This window comes from Curtobacterium sp. MCSS17_015 (genome assembly GCF_003234265.2).
Classification (GTDB): Bacteria; Actinomycetota; Actinomycetes; order Actinomycetales; family Microbacteriaceae; genus Curtobacterium.
This window is the reverse complement of record NZ_CP126256.1, coordinates 2,689,431-2,706,612: the sequence shown is the minus strand read 5'-3', so window position 1 is coordinate 2,706,612 and position 17,182 is coordinate 2,689,431. Positions and strand designations below refer to the sequence as shown.

Genomic DNA, 17,182 nt, shown 5'->3' with positions numbered 1-17,182 from the left:
GCGTGGCCCGCATCCGGTGCGACCAGCTCGCCCCGGTGCTCGGCGACCTCGACGGCAACAGCAGGGCGGTCCTCGACGCGGTCGAGCGGGCGGTCGTCGACGGTGTCGACCTGCTCGTCCTGCCGGAGCTGGCGACGAGCGGGTACGTGTTCCGCGACGCCGACGAGGCGGCGGCGGTCGCCGTCACGCCGGCGGACCCGCTGTTCACCAGGATCGCGGGACTCCTCGGGGGGACGGAGACCGTCGTCGTCGTGGGCTTCTGCGAACGGGACGGACGGGTGCTGCGCAACAGCGTCGCGGTGGTGGACCGCACGGGGGTCCGGACCGTCTACCGGAAGACGCACCTGTGGGACCGAGAGACGCTCGTCTTCACGCCGGGCGACGCCGCGCCTCCCGTCGTCGAGACCGCGCACGGGCGGATCGGCGTCCTCGTCTGCTACGACATGGAGTTCCCGGAGATGCCGCGGATGCTCGCGCTCGCCGGCGCCGACCTCATCGCCGTGCCGACGAACTGGCCGGTCGGCGACCACCCGGACCGCGACCGTGTGGCCGAGGTGATCGCCGCGCAGGCCGCAGCCCGGACCAACGGCGTGTTCATCGCGTGCTGTGACCGGGCCGGCACCGAGCGCGGGCAGGACTGGAACGAGGCGAGCGTCATCGTCGACCAGTTCGGCTGGGTCGCCGCCGAGACCGAGGCCGGCGCGGGCGCGACCGCGATCACGGTCGACGTCTTCCCGGCCCTCGCACGCGACAAGTCGACGAGCCCGCACAACGACTGGATCGGGGACCGCCGCCCCGAGCTCTACGCACGGAAGGTGCCGACCGCATGACGACCCCCGACGGAACCGACTGGTGGCGCACCGCCGTCATCTACCAGGTCTACCCGCGGTCGTTCGCCGACCTCGACGGTGACGGGACCGGTGACCTCGCCGGGATCACGGCGCGGCTGGACCACGTCGCCGCGCTCGGCGCCGACGCGGTCTGGCTGTCGCCGTTCTACCCGTCCCCGCAGGCCGACGGCGGCTACGACGTGGCCGACTACCGGGACGTCGACCCCGTGTACGGCACCCTCCCCGACGCAGACGCCCTGCTCGCGCGAGCCCACGAGCTCGGGCTGCGGGTCATCGCCGACCTCGTCCCGAACCACTGCTCGGACCAGCACGTGCTCTTCCGTGCCGCGCTGGCCGCCGACCCGGGCAGTCCCGAACGTGGCATGTTCCACTTCCGCGACGGGCGCGGCGAACACGGCGAACTCCCGCCGAACGACTGGCAGTCGATGTTCGAGGGCCCGGCGTGGACCCGCGTCACCGAGTCGGACGGCACCCCCGGCCAGTGGTACCTGCACCTCTTCGCGCCCGAGCAGCCCGACTGGAACTGGGACGACCCCCGGGTGCACCGGGAGTTCGAGACGACGCTGCGCTTCTGGCTCGACCGCGGAGTGGACGGGTTCCGCGTCGACGTGTGCGACGCGATCGTCAAGGCCCCGGGCCTCCCGGACTGGCCGCACGCGACGCACGGCGTCGTGGAACCCGTCGACGGCGTGATGCCGCCGATGTGGGACCAGGAGGGCATCCACGAGGTCTTCCGCGAGTGGCGGCGGATCCTCGACGAGTACGAGGGCCCGCGCATCCTGTGCGCCGAGGCGTGGCTCCCACCGGAGCGCGCGGCCCGGATCGTCCGGTCGGACGAGATGCACCAGGCCTTCAACTTCGCCTACCTGTCGCTCCCGTGGGACGCGGCCGCGATCCGGGCGAACGTCGACACGAGCATCGCGGCGAACGACGCCGTGGGCGCCCCGACCACCTGGGTGCTCTCGAACCACGACGTCATGCGGCACGCGAGCCGGTTCGGCTACGACGGCCCGGTCGAGCTCGAGGCCGGCGTGGGCGTCGACGACCCGCAGCCGGACCGTGCCACCGGTCTCCGCCGTGCCCGGGCCGCGACGCTCCTCATGCTCGGGTTGCCCGGTTCCGCCTACCTGTACCAGGGCGAGGAACTCGGTCTGCCCGAGGTCACCACGTTGCCCGACACCGTGCGCCAGGACCCGGTGTGGGAGCGCTCCGGCCACCGGATCCGGGGCCGCGACGGGTGCCGGGTCCCGATCCCGTGGACGCCCGACGGGCCGTCCTTCGGCTTCTCGTCCGCGGCGGACACGTGGCTGCCGCAACCGGCTGACTTCGGCGCGTTCGCCGTCGCCGCGCAGGAGGAGGACGAGACCTCGACCCTGGCGATGTACCGACTGGCGCTCGCCGTCCGACGGCGGGCCGACCTCGGCGGCGGGACCCTGCGCTGGCACGACACCGGTTCCCGCAGCGTGCTGGCGTGGTCGAACGGTGGGGTCACCGTCGTCGGCAACCTCGGACCGGAGCCGGTCCGGCTGCCGGCAGCGGAGGGCGCGCAAGGCGGCGACGTCCTCGTCGAGTCGGTGCCGGGCGCGTTCACGGACGGTCTCCTCGCGGCCGACGCTGCGGTCTGGTTCGCCACGGCCGGCGGTCGCACGACGTGACCCGGTGACGGTGCGCCCGTCACCCGGTGGGCGCACCGTCCGCGGTCGGTCCGTCGGCCGACCGGTGACCGGATCCGGTCCGGGAGGCCCGTTGCGCGTCGGTCGTGCAGGGTACCGTCGTCGCATGGACCGTTCCGAGATCCTCGCGGCCGCAGCAGCGGCCCACGCCGCGCGCATCGCCGCTGCCGGCGGTGACGACCGTGGCGCCCGCGAGCGGGCCGAGGCGGCATCGGCCGCGCCGGCGCCCGAGCGTCGCCGCTCCGCGGACGCCGAACGGGCCGCCGAGTCGGACCGTGCTGCCGACCGGACCGAGGGCGCGCTGTCGGACTGGCGCCGGATGGGCACCCGCCGCGGCGTGACGCCGGACGCGCAGGTCCGGAGCGCCTGGACGGTGACGGGCGTCCCCGAGCAGGGTGACGCCCGGGCGTTCGCGAACGTGTTGCTCTCGACCGCCGGGCACGCGGGCCGGGTGGCGGACGCCGCGCGTCGCAACGAGCGGCTCGCGGGGGCCGCGCGAGCCGCCGCCCGACGGACCGTCCGCCGCTACACCGACCACGGGGCGGGGATGTCCGCGCTCGGGGACGTGCTCGACGCCGGCCCGGTCGCACGGGACGACGACGGCGGGGCCGAGCGCGCCTGATCCGACCCGGAGCGGTCCGGGTCCGTCCGGTCCGGACGCGTCGACCGGTCTACCGCCGGAACGGGTCCAGGTTCAGCACGGTGTCCTCGTACAGGTACTGCTGGTCGCCGTACACGGTGACGTCCGGGTTCAGCCAGACCAGGTCCTTCACGGTGAGCCCGAGCCGGTCGGCGACGGCGGCGATGAGGTCCTCCGACGCGATCCGGTACGCGGTCGGCGACCCGTCGGTCGACCCCTCGCTGCTCGTCGTGCCGGTGGCGTTCGGACGGGCCCCGCCGTCGACGGGGTGCACGTTCGTCGTCCGCGCCGGCACCGACCAGCGGACCGGTGCGACCGCGAGCACCTTGTCCGGCCCGAGTTCGACCGGCAGGTCGGGGCCCGCCGACTCGGCCGCCGAGTAGACGACGAGCGTGCCGAGCCACGACGGGTCCACCCGTCCGGGGTCCATGTCGGTCGTGGCCGGGGTGGGGGCCGCGGGGGAGCCGCCCCCGAGCACGGTGTCGCCGACGCCGTGCCAGGTCAGCCCGTCGCCGACCGAGGGCGGGGTCTCGAGGAAGGTGGTGCCGACGGGGACCGGCAGCGTCGAGGAGAACCCGGACCACTGCACGGTGGGGTACCCGTCGTCGGCGACGACCACGCGGTAGTGGAACCGGACGCTGCCCTTCGGCGTCACGACGTCCGCCTCGCTGATGACGGTGCCGACCGGGATCGGTGAGACCGTCGGGTCCGGCGCGGCGGCCTCGGTGGGCACCGCCGTCGGGGTCCGCGGTGACGCGGACTCCGCGATGCGGCGGGCTTCGGCACTGACGCTCGGGTCGGGTGCCGGACCCGACCGGTCGGCGGTGGCACTGCGGCTCGGTGCGGGCAGCTCGTCGGGTCCGCGGAGGAAGGCACACCCCGCTGCGGTCGTAACCACGACCGTCGCGAGCACGACCGCCCCGAGCACCCGGCCCGGTCGCGGTCGAGCCCGTCGCGGTCGATCCGGTCGTCCTCGTCCGGCGTCCCCCTGGTGCATGGTCTCCCTCGTCCCCCTCACGCCGGGAGCCTACCGGCACCATCGTCGCCCCCGGGCACACGAACGCGGGTACTGCACGTCGGTCGAGCGCGGTGGTGGGATGATCACTGGTGGTCCGCCGGGAGCCGTCCCGGGATCGTGGACCGTGCCGTTCCTGCCCAGGGACCTCCCCTCGCGATCACGGACGAAGGACACACCAGATGGCCGACACCCGACCCGCAGCACACGACGCCGGACTCCCCCCGGTGGGGACCGGGCCGCACCGCCGCCGCCTCGGGATGCTGGCACTCGTCGCGACCTTCGGCGGCCTGCTGTTCGGGTACGACACCGGGGTGGTGAACGGCGCACTGCTGCCGATGCGGCAGGAGCTCGGCCTGACGGACGTCACGGTGGGCGTCGTCACGAGCTCGCTGGCCTTCGGGGCGGCGGTCGGCGCGGTGTCCGGCGGACGGATCGCCGACGCGTGGGGGCGACGGCGGACCATCATCCTGCTGGCGGTGCTGTTCTTCGTCGGGACGCTCGTGTGCGTGGCAGCACCGTCGTTCGGTGTGATCGTCGTCGGGCGTGTGCTGCTCGGCCTGGCGGTGGGTGGTGCGTCGACGGTCGTGCCGGTGTTCCTCGCCGAGCTCGCGCCGTACGAGATCCGCGGCTCGCTGTCCGGGCGCAACGAGCTCATGATCGTCATCGGGCAGCTCGCCGCGTTCGTCGTGAACGCCGTCATCGCCGGGCTCTGGGGAGAGGGTGGCGGGGTGTGGCGGGTCATGCTCGCCGTCTGCGCGCTGCCCGCCGTCGCCCTGTTCGTCGGGATGCTCCGCGTGCCGGAGTCGCCGCGGTGGCTCGCGGCACACGGGCGCGACGATGCGGCCCTCGCCGTCCTGCGCCAGGTCCGGCCGGCGGACCGCGCCGAGGCGGAACTCGCGGACATCCGCCGCGCGCACGCGCACGAGCACGAGGCACGGAAGCAGCGGGAGAGCGGGTGGAGCGCCCTGCTGGGGAACAAGTGGCTCGTCCGGATCGTGCTCGTCGGCGCCGGACTCGGGATCGCCCAGCAGCTGACCGGCATCAACTCGATCATGTACTACGGCCAGTCGGTCCTCATCGAGTCCGGGTTCGAGGCCTCGGCCGCCCTCATCGCGAACATCGCGCCGGGGGTCATCGCGGTGGTCGGCGGTGTGATCGCGATCGCGAACATGGAGCGGATCGACCGCAGGACGACGCTCCTGCTGGGGTTCTCCCTGACGACGGTGTGCCACTTCCTCATCGGCATCGCCTCGGTCGCCCTGCCGGCGGGCAACCCGGTGCGACCGTGGGTGATCCTGGTCCTCGTCGTCGCGTTCGTCGGCTCGATGCAGACCTTCCTCAACATCGCGGTGTGGGTCGTGCTGTCCGAGGTCTTCCCGACCCAGATCCGGGCGCTCGGCATGGGGATCGCGGTGTTCTGCCTCTGGATCGCGACCGCGCTCGTCGGGCTGTGGTTCCCGTCCGTCGTCGCCGCGACGGGCATCACCGGGACGTTCTTCGGCTTCGGGGTCGTCGGCATCCTCGCACTGCTGTTCATCTGGCGGTTCGTGCCCGAGACGCGCGGCCGCACCCTCGAGCAGGTCGAGGAGGGCGTCGCCTCGGGCAGCCTCTTCACCGCCGACGCGGTGGGACATCGCTGACGACGACCCGCTGACGCACGGGAGGCCCGTCACCAGCTGGTGACGGGCCTCCCGTGTCCGAGGTCGGCTACGGGCGCAGGAGCACCTTGCCGACGCGACCGGCGGTGTCGCTCGCGCGGACCGCGTCGCGGGCGTCCTCGAACGCGAACGTCTCGGACACCGGGAGCGTCAGCGACCCGTCGAGCACGCGGCTGATGAGTTCACCGAACAGCTGCTGCTTCGTCTCGGACGGCATGGTCCGGCTGACGACGCTGCCCCAGAAACCCTTCACGGTGAGCTGGCCGAAGATGACCTTGCCGGACGGGATCTCGAGCGTGGGGGAGGCCATGGCGCCGAAGACGACGAGGGTCGCCTCGTCGCCGAGCACGGACGCGATGTCGCCCGCGGCCTTCCCGCCGACCGACTCGACGCCGGCGCGGATCGGGGCGCCGCCGGTGATGGCCGTGACCTGGTCCTGCCAGCCCTCGGTGTCGGTGGCGACGATGCGCTCGATGCCCTGGGCGCGGAGCTCCTCGACGCCTTCGGCACGGCGGACGAGGCCGATCACGTTGATGCCGCGGGCGGCACCGAGCTGGGCGACCATGCGGCCGACGGCCCCGTTGGCGGCGTTCTGGATGAGCCAGTCACCCTCGTGCAGGTCGAGCGAGTGCAGCAGGCTGATGGCGCTGAACGGCATCGAGACGAGCTGGGCGGCGGACTCGTCGGGCATCGCGTCCGGCACGGGGATGAGCCCGGCCGCGTCGGCGACGGAGTACTCGGCCCAGACGCCGAAGGTGCCGCCGGCGACGCGCTGGCCGACGGAGAGGTGGGTGACGCCCTCGCCGAGGGACTCGACGACGCCGAGCGCCTCGGTGCCGGACTGCGCGGGCAGCTCCGGCTTGAAGCCGTACGTGCCGCGGATCGTCCACAGGTCGTGGTTGTGGATCGGGGAGAGCACGGTCCGGACGAGCACCTGGCCGGCGCCCGGGGTCGGGACGGGGCGCTGCTCGACGGTGAGGACGTCGGCGGGCTCACCGAACTCCGGGTGGACGACGGCACGCATCGTGGTCTGGTCTGCCATGGTTCAGTCCTCCGAGACGGTGATGGTGACGTCGATGTTGCCGCGCGTCGCGTTCGAGTACGGGCACACCTGGTGGGCGGCGTCGGCGAGGGCCTGGGCCTGGTCGTGGTCCATGTCCGGGATGACGACCTCGAGCACGACGGCGAGCTGGTAGCCGCCCTGGCCGTTCGGGCCGATCTGGACGCGGCCGCCGACGGAGGAGTCCGTGACCGTGACCTTCTGCGCGCGGGCGACGCCCTGCAGTGCGGAGTGAAAGCACGCGGCGTACCCGGCGGCGAAGAGCTGCTCGGGGTTGGTGCCGGCGCCGGAGCCACCCATCTCCTTCGGGATGGCCATGTCCAGCTCGAACGAGCCGTCGCTGGTCTGGACCTTGCCGTTGCGGCCTCCGCCGGTGGACAGGGCTTCTGCGGTGTAGAGGACGTCCATGTGGTGTCCTTCCTTCCTTCGTGGGGTCTGTCTGGTCAGCGGGTGACCGGGGCCGCGGTGGCGGCCGCGCGGTGCATCGTCTCGGTGAGGCGCTGCAGTGTCGCGATGAGGTCTGCGGCCGACTGCTCGTCCGGCAGGCCGGTGCCGGCGGCGACACGTCCGGGGACGTGCGCGAGCTCGGCGCGGAGGGATCGCCCGCGCTCACCGGTCGTCACGGTGACGACGCGTTCGTCGGTGCTGCGGCGTTCGCGGCGGACGAGGTCCGACTGCTCCATGCGCTTGAGGAGTGGCGACAGGGTGCCGGAGTCGAGCTGCAGGTGGTCGCCGAGGCTCGACACGGTCTGGTCGCCCTCGACCCACAGCGTCACGAGGACGAGGTACTGCGGGTAGGTCAGGCCCCACGGCTCGAGCAGGCTGCGGTACGCCTGGGTCGTCGCCCGCGTCGCTGCGTAGAGGGAGAAGCACACCATCTCGTCGGTCACCGGCATGAAGACACTGTTGCACTCCATCGGGTTGTACACAACTTGATCCGCCGGATGCCCAGGTGCCGCTCGGGCGCGAGCGTCGGACGGACGCTGAGCGCACGGACGGACGGGTGTCCTCCGGTCCGGTTAGGCTGGCCGGACCGACGATGACCAGCAACCACCCCGCCACAGCACCGACGACGACCACAGCGATCCCGCGAGTCGGCTCCTCGGCGTCCCACGGCAAGACGATCCTGATCGGCGAACACGCCGTGGTCTACGGCGCACCCGCACTCGTGCTCCCGGTGACCGACGTCCGGGTGACGGCGACCGCGACACCGCTCTCATCGGGCGCCGAGCACACCCTCGAGTCGACGGTGCACACCGGACCGTTCGGGCTCGCACCCGCCGCGGTGCTGCCCACCGTCACGGCCGTCACCGCGACCCTGCGGCACCTGGCAGACCGCGGACACCCGCACGCCGTCGACACGGGGTTCCACGTCCGCGTCGACAGCCAGGTGCCCACGGCCCGCGGGATGGGGTCGAGCGCCGCCGTCGCCGCCGCCGTGACCGCTGCGGTCGCCGACGCCTTCGGGGTCGCGCTCGACGGTGCCACCCACCACGACCTCATCCAGGTGTGCGAGCGTGTCGCGCACGGCCGACCGTCCGGGCTGGACGCCCGCGGGGTCGTGGCCGACGAGCCCGTCTGGTTCGAGGCCGACGTCATCGAGCCGGTCCAGCTCTCCGGCCGCTTCGTCTTCGTCGTCGCGGACACCGGCGTCCCCGGACACACCCGCGAAGCCGTCGCCGCCGTCCGCGCCCGCCACGACCGCGCCCCCGCGATGGTCGACACGGTCGTCCAGCGGATCGGGGAGCTCGCCCGCACAGCCCGGGGGACGCTCGTCGACGGCGACGTACAGGCCCTCGGTGTCACCATGGACGCCGCGCACGAACTGCTCACCACCCTCGACGTGTCGAGCGGCGACCTCGATCGGCTCGTCGGCGCCGCACGCCACGCGGACGCCCTCGGCGCGAAGCTCACCGGAGGCGGTCGGGGCGGGTGCGTCCTGGCCCTCGCGGCCGACGACGAGCACGCCACCCGCATCGCGGACGCACTGCGCGGCGCGGGGGCCACCGCAACCTGGACCACCTCGATCGGAGCCCGCGTCTGATGACCGCAACCGCCGTCGCGCACCCCAACATCGCGCTCGTGAAGTACTGGGGCAAGGCGGACGCCGACCTCGCCCTGCCCGCGACGGGCAGCGTCTCGATGGGGCTCGACGTCTTCCCCACCACGACCTCCGTCACGCTGCAGGCCGCATCCGGCGGGGACGCGCGTGACACCCTGACCCTGAACGGTCGCGTCGTCGACGACGGCGCACTGGTGCGGGTCGAGCGTTTCCTCGACCTCGTCCGCGCCCTGTCCGGTTCCGACGCCCGCGCCGCCGTGGTCTCGGAGAACACCGTGCCCACGGGTGCCGGCCTGGCCTCGAGCGCCTCGGGTTTCGCCGCCCTCGCCGTGGCCGCCGCGAGCGCGTACGGCCTCGACCTGTCGCCGCGGGACCTGTCACGGCTCGCCCGCCGCGGGTCGGGCTCCGCGACGCGGTCGATCCCCGGTGGGGTGGCCGTCTGGCACGCGGGTGACGACGCGGCGTCGTTCGCCGAGACGATCCCCGCACCGCCGATGGCGATGGTCGTCGTGACGATCGACGACGGCCCGAAGGCGATCGGTTCGCGCGAGGCGATGCGCCGCACGATCGCGACCTCGCCGTTCTACCCGGCCTGGGTGACCTCGACGACCGAGACCGTCGACGACATGCTCGAGGCCTGCGCTGCGGGGGACTTCACCCGCATCGGCGAGCTGACCGAGAGCAACGCACTCCGCATGCACGCCACGATCGAGGGCGCGTTCCCGCCGATCCGCTACCTGAACAGCCGGAGCGTCGCCGTGTTCGACGCCGTCGCCGCGATGCGCGCCGACGGGCTCGAGGCCTACGCCACGGCGGACGCGGGCCCGAACGTCGTCGTGCTCTGCCGTCCCGAGGACCGCTCGCGCGTGGCCGCCGCGCTCGACGGGTACGGCGCGGTCATCGAGTCGGGCACCGGACCAGCCGCCCGCCTCGTCGGCTCCGAACGCTCGGGGGAGAACCCCGAGGCAGAGGAGACCACCGCGTGATCGAGTTCCGAGCCCACGGCAAGCTGTTCGTCGCCGGCGAGTACGCCGTCGTCGAGCCGGGTCAGCCGTCGGTGCTGATCGCCCTCGACCGTGCCATCACGGCGCGCGTCACCGAGGGTCACGGCGCCGGCAGCGTGCACTCCGAGGAGTACGGCAACCTCCCGTTGACGTGGACCCGGGCCGAGGACGGTCTGGCGCTGGACCGTGAGCACCACCCCTACGACTACGTGATGGCGACGATCGACCTCGTCGAGAAGCTCCGCGCCGAGCTCGGCATCGCCCCGCGGTTCCACGACCTGCGCATCGAGAGCCAGCTCGACGACGCCAGCGGTCGGAAGTTCGGCCTCGGCTCGTCGGCGGCGGTGACGGTCGCGACCGTCGGCGCCCTCGACCGCTTCTACGGACTCGGCCTGTCGCAGCGCCGACGCTTCATGGTGGCGCTGCTCGCGACGATCCGGGTCGCGCCGCGGGCCTCCGGCGGGGACCTCGCCGCGAGCACCTTCGGCGGCTGGCTCCGCTACAGTGCCCCGGATCGCGAGGTCCTGGCCGGCCTGCTCGACGAGCGCCCGGTGTCCGCGATCCTCGACGACGACGACGCCTGGGCCGGCTTCGACGTCGAACACCTGCCGGCACCCGCCGACCTCAGGCTCCTCGTCGGGTGGACCGGCTCGCCGGCGTCCACGACGAAGCTCGTCGGCGTCGTCCGGCGGCACCGCGACGGCGACTACGCGGCGTTCCTCGACGCCAGCCGCGCCTGCGTCGACGACCTGACGGCGGGCCTCCGGACCGGGGACGCGGCGCGGACGCTCGGCGCACTCCGTCGCGCCAGGGGGTTGCTCCAGGACCTCGGGACCTCGGTCGGATCGCAGATCGAGACCGAGCGACTCGCCACGCTCTGCGACGTCGTCGAGTCGGCCGGTGGCGCGGCGAAGCCGTCGGGGGCCGGCGGCGGGGACTGCGGGATCGCGCTCGTCCCGGCCGACAGCGACAGCGCAGCGATCTTCCGCGCCTGGGAGGCGCACGACATCAGGCACCTCAGCGTCGCGGTGCAACCGGAGGAAGGGACCACGCGATGAGCGACCTGATGACCCCGATCCCCACGAAGTGGGTCGGACCGATCCGCGTCAGCGGCAACGCCGTCGAGGGCGAGCACGAGGTGCCGCTCGCGACCTACGAGTCGCCGCTCTGGCCGTCCGTCGGCCGTGGCGCCCGGATCTCGCGGATGGTCGAGGGCGGCATCGTCTCGACCGTCGTCGACGAGCGGATGACCCGTTCGGTCGTCGTGCGGGCCAGCAGCGCCGCCGCCGCGCACCTCTCCGCCGGCCGGATCCTCGCGCGGCAGGCCGAGCTCAAGATCATCGTCGCCGGGCAGAGCCGGTTCGCGAAGCTCATCGAGGTGCACCCGGAGATCGTCGGGGACCTGCTGTTCCTGCGCTTCGCGTTCACCACGGGCGACGCGTCCGGGCACAACATGGTGACGCAGGCGGCGGACACCCTGCTGCCGGCGATCCTCGCGTGGGAGCCGGAGCTGCGGTACGTGTCGATCTCCGGCAACTTCTGCTCCGACAAGAAGGCCACGGCCGTCAACGGCATCCGCGGACGCGGGCGGAACACCATCGCCGAGATCGTCATCCCGGGTGAGGTGGTCGAGAAACGGCTGCGCTCGTCCACCGAGCGGATCGTCGAGCTGAACACGGCGAAGAACCTGGTCGGCTCCACCATCGCCGGGGCCCTCCGCTCCGCGAACGCGCACTACGCGAACATGCTCCTCGGCTTCTACCTGGCCACCGGGCAGGACGCCGCCAACATCGTCGAGGGCTCCCAGGGCATCACGCTCGCCCAGGCCCGCGGCGACGACCTGTACTTCTCGTGCTCCCTGCCGCACCTCATCGTCGGCACGGTCGGCAACGGCAAGGGTGGCGACCTGCCCGTGGTGGAGGACGCCCTCGTCCGCCTCGGCTGCCGGGAGGACCGTGAACCCGGTGCCAACGCACGTCGCCTGGCCGCACTCTGCGCCGCCACCGTCCTCTGCGGCGAACTCTCGTTGCTCGCCGCCCAGACGAACCCGGGCGAACTCATGGCGGCGCACGTCGCGATGGAACGACGCGGCCACCGACCGGAAGGAGCGTCGGCATGACGGTCATCGGCATCCACGACCTCGCGATCGCGACCGGGCACCACGTGCTCGACCTCGACGACCTCGCCGCGACGACCGGCGTGGACCCGGCGAAGTACCACGTCGGCATCGGTCAGGACGCCTTCAGCGTGCCGGCCCCCGACGAGGACATCGTCACGATGGGCGCCGCCGCCGCGAAGGAGGTCATCGACCGTCACGGTGTCGAGGGCATCCGCACGGTGCTGTTCGCCACCGAGTCCGGCATCGACCAGTCGAAGGCCGCCGGCGTCTTCGTGCACAGACTGCTCGGCCTGCCGACGAACGTCCGCGTGGTCGAGCTGAAGCAGGCCTGCTACGGCGGGACCGCCGCGGTGCAGATGGCGCTCGGCATCATCGCGCGGGACCCGGGCGAGCGCGTGCTCGTCATCGCAGCCGACGTCGCCCGGTACGACGTCGAGACGGCCGCGGAGCCCACGCAGGGCGCCGGCGCGGTCGCGATGCTCATCGCCGCCGAGCCGGACCTCGTCGAACTCGAGCCGCAGTCCGGCCTGTTCACCGCGGACGTAGACGACTTCTGGCGGCCGAACGACCGCTCCACCGCGCTCGTCGACGGTCGTCTGTCGGTCACGGCGTACGTCGACGCGTTCATCGGCGCCTGGGACGACCTCGCTGCGCGCGGCGGCCCCGGCATCGAGGCGATCGACCGGTTCGTGCACCACCAGCCGTTCACGAAGATGGCGATCAAGGCGCACCGGAAGCTCGCCCAGCACGTCGACGTCCCGTTCGAGGAGACCGAACTCGCGGTCGGGTTCACGTACAACCGGCAGACCGGCAACACGTACACCGCCTCGCTCTGGATCGCGCTCGGCGCGCTGCTCGACCTCGACGACGACCTGGCCGGTGCCCGCATCGGGATGTTCAGCTACGGGTCCGGCAGCGTCGGGGAACTCATGACCGGGGTCGTCCGGCCGGAGTACCGCGAGCACCGCCGCACCGGACGGGTCGCCGAGCTGCTCGCGGCGCGGGTTCCGCTGTCCGTCGAGGCGTACCGGGAGCTGCACGCCGCCGGCGCCGCGACGAGCGAGGACGTCGAGCGTCCGCGGGTCACCGCCGCCCCCTTCCGGTTCGCAGGGGTCACCGGTGGCGCCCGGCACTACGAGGCGACCGGCGCCTGACCGGCGCCGCCGGCCGGACGTGCCGGCGGTGGACCCGATCGGACGCCGAGGGCGATCGGCCCTCGGACAGGGGTCGTGCCCCCCGGCTCCGGTCCGCAGCGACGCCCTACGCTTGGAGAGTGGACGCTGTCGGTGCCGGGGCGATCCGCGACGTCGTCGCGGTGCTCCCGAACGCGCCACGACTCGGCCACGTGGTCGACGCCGTCGCCGCTCGGATCGGCAAGCCCGTGCGCGTCGTGGACGTCGACGGACCGGGGTGGGGCGCACTGACGGCGCTCGTCTCCCAGCTGCCGGACGTGGCCCTCGTGCTGCTGCCACCCGGGTCGACGCCGCTCTACCGGATGCACTGCGTCCTGCACGAACTCGGTCACCTCGTCCGCGGTGACACCGGAGCCCCGGTCCCACGGACCCAGCTCGCCTTCGCGGCGTGGTCCGCCGGCGGCAACGTCTGCCACCGCTCGCTGGACGACACCCCGGTCCCGTCCGCCGGACCGGTCGACGGCGCGTTGCACGGCGACGACGAGGAGTTCGCCGAGACGTTCGCGTACGAACTGGCCACGGTCCTCCTGTCCGGCACCGTCGGGGTGGACGAGCGGACCTACGGCTAGTGGGGGTCCTGCACGCCCTGGCCTTCTGGTGCGCCGCGGCGAGCTTCGCGATCCGCGCGCCGTCCGTCCGCCGGAACCCGCACGGTCGGGCCAGCTGGGCGGCCACGGGGGTCGGCGCGCTCGGGCTGCTGACGCTGGGAGCCGTCGTCCCGCAGCGGGAGCTCGACGCGCTGCTGGGTGGCACGAACCTGATCAACCTCGTGCAGAACCTGTGCGCCACCACCGCCTTCTGGTTGCTGTTCCGCGGCAGCGTGCGCGACGTCGACCGGCGGCCGGCGTTGGCGCACCCGCTCGCCCTGGTCGTGATGCTCGCGTCCTTCACGGTGCCGTTCCTGTGCATCCAGGACCGCGGGGTCACGGTGTTCACGTTCATCGTGGACGAGATCGACCAGACCGCCACCTGGCTCTACGCGTCCGTCTACATGGTGTGCGTGGCGGCGATCACCGTCACCACGGTCGCGCGCGGTGTGCTCGGCAGCCGTGGGGCGCTCGTCGTGTTCCGGATCGGACTGTCCCTCGTGGCGATCGCGAGCGTCGAGGAGATCGTCTCGCTGACCGCCGACCACTTCGTGCTCGGGTCGGCACTGCTCCGCGACGTCCTCCGCACCGCGTTCGATCCACCCTTCTACCTCGGGATCGTGCTCATGGTCGCCGCGATGGCGTCGATGACCGTCCGCCGGTGGGGCCGGGAGGCCCGCCTCCGGGGTCACCGTGTCCGTCTCGCCCGCATCGCCGCGCGTCACGACCTGCACGCACGCCGTCGGCGGGGCGGCCTGCAGGTGCGGACCTACGACTTGCTCATCGCGATCCGTGACGCCGAGGTCCAGGGTCGGGAGCTCACCCCCGCGGAGACCGCGCACGTGCGTTCCGCCGAGCTCATGCTGTCGAAGGACCTCGAAGGCTGACGGGGGCCACACGGTCGACGGCGGGCCGACGACCGCCGGGTGCGCGCAGCCGGGCGTGGTGATCCGGTCTGCGCTGCGACGATCCGTCCTGCGCGGTCCCGGCGTGGCCGATCGGGGTCGTGTCCCGCCCGCGGTGGCGAGTGCGCCACGTCCGACGTAGCGTTCCCGTCACGAGCAGAGCCGTGTCAGGAAGCGGTGCCGCGAGGACCAGGGAGGCGTCATGGACGCACACGCAACACCGCGGGTCGAGGCAGCGCCGTGACCCGGCACGAGACGCACCCCGGCCTCGCGCCGGCGACGACACGGAACCACCGCGAGCAGCAGTGGTGGCCGCCGTTCCGCGACCCCGCCTGCAACACCGTCGACGTCGTCCAGACGCAGGTGGTCCGCGGAGCGCCCTTCGCCAGTGCCGGTGCCCGTGGGCGCGAGCGGATCGCGGTGCTGTTCGTCACCGGGATCGGCTGACCGGACGCAGGTCGGGGCGGGCCTTTTCGGCCGGTCCGGTGGCCACCGCCGGGTCACTGCCCCGTGACGGCCCGCCGGATCTGCTCGATGGGGACCTTCGGCGACCGGTCGGCGTTGAGCAGGCCGTTCGTCTCCTGCATCGTGTCGGTGAGCTGCGTCCAGCAGGACCCCGCCAGGAACGTGCTGGCGCGGACGGCGTCGTGGAGCGCGGTGATGCGCTCGACCCAGTCGTCGCCGTCGGTGGCCGTCGTGTAGCCCCAGCCCTCCTCGCGGTGCCCGCCCGACTGGTGGCGGACCCCGCCGAACTCGGTGAGCATCACCGGTTGTCCCTGGTCGACGGCCCCGCCGACGAACTGCGGGTGACCGGAGGGGGCGAGTCCCTCGAGGGCGCGGGCTCGGGCGGCGTCGTCCGCGTACGTGCGTGCCAGCACCACGCCGTCACCCTCGTAGTCGTGGATCGTCACGATGTCGGTCTCCTGCTGCTCCCAGCCGTCGTTCCCGATCACCGGGCGCGAGGGGTCGAGCGCACGGGTCAGGTCGACGAGGGCGCGGGCGTACGCCTGCTGTGCCGGGTCGGAGACGACGTGCTGGATGCCCCACGACTCGTTGAAGGGGACCCAGGTGACGATCGAGGGGTGTGAGGCGTCCCGTTCCACGGCGGCGGTCCACTCGGCGGTGAGCCGACGGACCGCGGTGGGGGAGAACTCGTACGCCGCCGGGGCCTCGCCCCAGACCATCAGGCCGAGCCGGTCGGCCCAGTGCAGGAACCGCGGGTCCTCGATCTTCTGGTGCATCCGGGCGGCGTTGAACCCGAGTGCCTTGATGAGCTCGACCTCCTGCCGGTGGGCGAGCGGGTGCGGTGCGGCCAGGTGCGACTCCGGCCAGAACGCCTGGTCGAGGACGCTCCGCACCGGGTACGGCGCGCGGTTGAGCAGGAACCGCCCACCGCCGACACCGACGCTGCGCATGCCGAGGTAGCTCGACACCGCGTCCAGCACCCGACCGCCGGCGTCCACCAGGGTCAGCACGGCGTCGACGAGGCGCGGGTGCTCGGGGGACCAGGTCAGTTCGTCCTCGGCCTGGCCGTTGCGCTGCCGCGCGATCGGCACGGTCACGTCGAGGGTCGGCCGACTCGCGGTCGCGTCCCAGTCGGTGGTGCCGAGGTCCTCGTCCCGCTCGTCGAACCGCAGGGCGACCCGGAGTCGGGCGCCGGCGGGGACGCGTCCGCGGAACCGGACGGTGAGGTCGACGGCCGTCGGCCCGGCCGGGGACCACCGGAGGCTGCTGATCGCGGTGGCGGGCACGGCCTCGAGCCAGACCGGCTGCCAGATGCCGGTGGTGCGGCGGTACCAGATGGCGTGTGCGTCCTCGTGCCAGTCCTGCTTGCCGCGGGGCTGCGTGACGTCGTCCGGGTCGTCCTCGGCACGGACGACGAGCAGGTGTCCGGTCGCCCCGTCGGCGGTGTCGGTCAGCAGTGCGGTGACGTCGAACGAGAACGGCGTGTGTCCGCCCTCGTGCTCGCCGACGAACCGGCCGTCGATCCACACCTGGGCGCGGTGGTCGACGGCGCCGAAGTGCAGCACCAGGCGGGGGCGCGCGGTGCCGTGGCCGGCTGCCTCGAGTTCGGCGCGGCCGATCGTGCGGGCGTACCAGACGACCGGGTGGAACCCGGGATCGCCGATGCCCGACGCGGCCGACTCCGGCGGGAACGGCACCGTGATCTCGCGGGGAGCCGGGAGGCCCGTGGTCCATCCCGAGTCCGCTCCGGTGTCTTCGTCGTCGTGCCGGAACGACCAGGTGCCGCTGAGGTCGGCCCAGTCGCGCCGGAGCATCTGCGGCCGGGGGTACCGGCCGTCCTGACGACTCGCGAGGGGGACGTCGGTGACGGCGACGGGGGCCGGGGAAGCGACGGTGCTCATGGTCCCGCAATTTACAGCGCTGTAAAGCGTGCGTCAACGGTACGGT

Annotated in this window: 17 protein-coding genes; 12 read left to right on the top strand and 5 right to left on the bottom strand. The window is 73.1% G+C overall.

Annotated elements, in window-relative coordinates; translation table 11 throughout:
* Positions 1–2: 2 nt before the first annotated feature.
* The 3 genes from DEJ18_RS12940 to DEJ18_RS12930 all read left to right on the top strand — a co-directional run bounded on the left by DEJ18_RS12940 (position 3) and on the right by DEJ18_RS12930 (position 3,146).
* Entirely contained in the window at positions 3–830 is an 828-nt protein-coding gene (locus DEJ18_RS12940; protein WP_111210696.1) for a nitrilase-related carbon-nitrogen hydrolase, read from the top strand.
* Positions 827–2,506 (top strand): glycoside hydrolase family 13 protein, encoded by a 1,680-nt coding sequence (locus DEJ18_RS12935; protein ID WP_111210523.1) that lies wholly within the window; start codon positions 827–829, stop codon positions 2,504–2,506. The genes DEJ18_RS12940 and DEJ18_RS12935 overlap by 4 nt, the downstream gene beginning before the upstream one ends.
* A gap of 124 nt (positions 2,507–2,630) precedes the next feature.
* Positions 2,631–3,146, top strand: coding sequence for a hypothetical protein (locus DEJ18_RS12930; protein WP_146241553.1), 516 nt, complete (start codon positions 2,631–2,633; stop codon positions 3,144–3,146).
* 49 nt (positions 3,147–3,195) lie between these two features.
* Here the strand turns inward: DEJ18_RS12930 and DEJ18_RS12925 are convergent, their stop codons facing one another.
* Positions 3,196–4,077: a LysM domain-containing protein gene (locus DEJ18_RS12925; protein WP_284177679.1), complete on the bottom strand. Its 882-nt coding sequence runs from the start codon at positions 4,075–4,077 to the stop codon at positions 3,196–3,198.
* Positions 4,078–4,361: 284 nt separating this feature from the next.
* On the opposite strand from DEJ18_RS12925, the gene DEJ18_RS12920 reads away from it, so the two are divergent.
* Positions 4,362–5,822: a sugar porter family MFS transporter gene (locus tag DEJ18_RS12920; RefSeq protein ID WP_111210526.1), complete on the top strand. Its 1,461-nt coding sequence runs from the start codon at positions 4,362–4,364 to the stop codon at positions 5,820–5,822.
* Positions 5,823–5,889: 67 nt separating this feature from the next.
* Here DEJ18_RS12920 and DEJ18_RS12915 read toward each other — a convergent pair whose 3' ends face one another.
* Genes DEJ18_RS12915 through DEJ18_RS12905 form a run of 3 tightly spaced genes read right to left on the bottom strand, consistent with a single transcriptional unit; the run spans position 5,890 to position 7,796 of the window.
* Positions 5,890–6,864, bottom strand: a complete 975-nt coding sequence (locus DEJ18_RS12915; RefSeq protein ID WP_111081567.1) for a zinc-binding dehydrogenase — start codon at positions 6,862–6,864, stop codon at positions 5,890–5,892.
* 21 nt (positions 6,865–6,885) lie between these two features.
* The gene (locus DEJ18_RS12910; protein ID WP_111210527.1) at positions 6,886–7,308 is read right to left on the bottom strand and encodes an organic hydroperoxide resistance protein; all 423 of its coding nucleotides are present in this window, start codon (positions 7,306–7,308) and stop codon (positions 6,886–6,888) included.
* Positions 7,309–7,343: 35 nt separating this feature from the next.
* The gene (locus tag DEJ18_RS12905; protein WP_181431131.1) at positions 7,344–7,796 is read right to left on the bottom strand and encodes a MarR family winged helix-turn-helix transcriptional regulator; all 453 of its coding nucleotides are present in this window, start codon (positions 7,794–7,796) and stop codon (positions 7,344–7,346) included.
* A gap of 143 nt (positions 7,797–7,939) precedes the next feature.
* Between DEJ18_RS12905 and mvk the strand changes: the two genes are divergently transcribed.
* The 8 genes from mvk (at position 7,940) to DEJ18_RS12865 (ending at position 15,217) form a co-directional block, all read left to right on the top strand.
* A complete protein-coding gene (gene mvk, locus DEJ18_RS12900) occupies positions 7,940–8,944 on the top strand; it encodes a mevalonate kinase (protein WP_111210528.1) in 1,005 nt (334 codons plus the stop codon).
* Positions 8,944–9,948, top strand: coding sequence for a diphosphomevalonate decarboxylase (gene mvaD, locus DEJ18_RS12895; protein ID WP_258376924.1), 1,005 nt, complete (start codon positions 8,944–8,946; stop codon positions 9,946–9,948). The genes mvk and mvaD overlap by 1 nt, the downstream gene beginning before the upstream one ends.
* Positions 9,945–11,024: a phosphomevalonate kinase gene (locus tag DEJ18_RS12890; RefSeq protein WP_111081415.1), complete on the top strand. Its 1,080-nt coding sequence runs from the start codon at positions 9,945–9,947 to the stop codon at positions 11,022–11,024. Before mvaD ends, DEJ18_RS12890 begins: the two co-directional genes overlap by 4 nt.
* A complete protein-coding gene (locus DEJ18_RS12885) occupies positions 11,021–12,085 on the top strand; it encodes a hydroxymethylglutaryl-coenzyme A reductase family protein (protein WP_111210529.1) in 1,065 nt (354 codons plus the stop codon). Before DEJ18_RS12890 ends, DEJ18_RS12885 begins: the two co-directional genes overlap by 4 nt.
* Positions 12,082–13,239, top strand: coding sequence for a hydroxymethylglutaryl-CoA synthase (locus DEJ18_RS12880; protein ID WP_111210530.1), 1,158 nt, complete (start codon positions 12,082–12,084; stop codon positions 13,237–13,239). The genes DEJ18_RS12885 and DEJ18_RS12880 overlap by 4 nt, the downstream gene beginning before the upstream one ends.
* A 119-nt stretch (positions 13,240–13,358) precedes the next feature.
* Positions 13,359–13,847: a hypothetical protein gene (locus DEJ18_RS12875; RefSeq protein WP_111210531.1), complete on the top strand. Its 489-nt coding sequence runs from the start codon at positions 13,359–13,361 to the stop codon at positions 13,845–13,847.
* Positions 13,847–14,752, top strand: coding sequence for a hypothetical protein (locus DEJ18_RS12870; RefSeq protein WP_111210532.1), 906 nt, complete (start codon positions 13,847–13,849; stop codon positions 14,750–14,752). Before DEJ18_RS12875 ends, DEJ18_RS12870 begins: the two co-directional genes overlap by 1 nt.
* A gap of 258 nt (positions 14,753–15,010) precedes the next feature.
* Positions 15,011–15,217, top strand: coding sequence for a hypothetical protein (locus tag DEJ18_RS12865; protein ID WP_111081425.1), 207 nt, complete (start codon positions 15,011–15,013; stop codon positions 15,215–15,217).
* A 53-nt stretch (positions 15,218–15,270) separates the two neighbouring features.
* Here the strand turns inward: DEJ18_RS12865 and DEJ18_RS12860 are convergent, their stop codons facing one another.
* A complete protein-coding gene (locus DEJ18_RS12860; protein ID WP_111210533.1) occupies positions 15,271–17,136 on the bottom strand; it encodes a glycoside hydrolase family 2 TIM barrel-domain containing protein in 1,866 nt (621 codons plus the stop codon).
* Between the last annotated feature and the right edge of the window lie 46 nt (positions 17,137–17,182).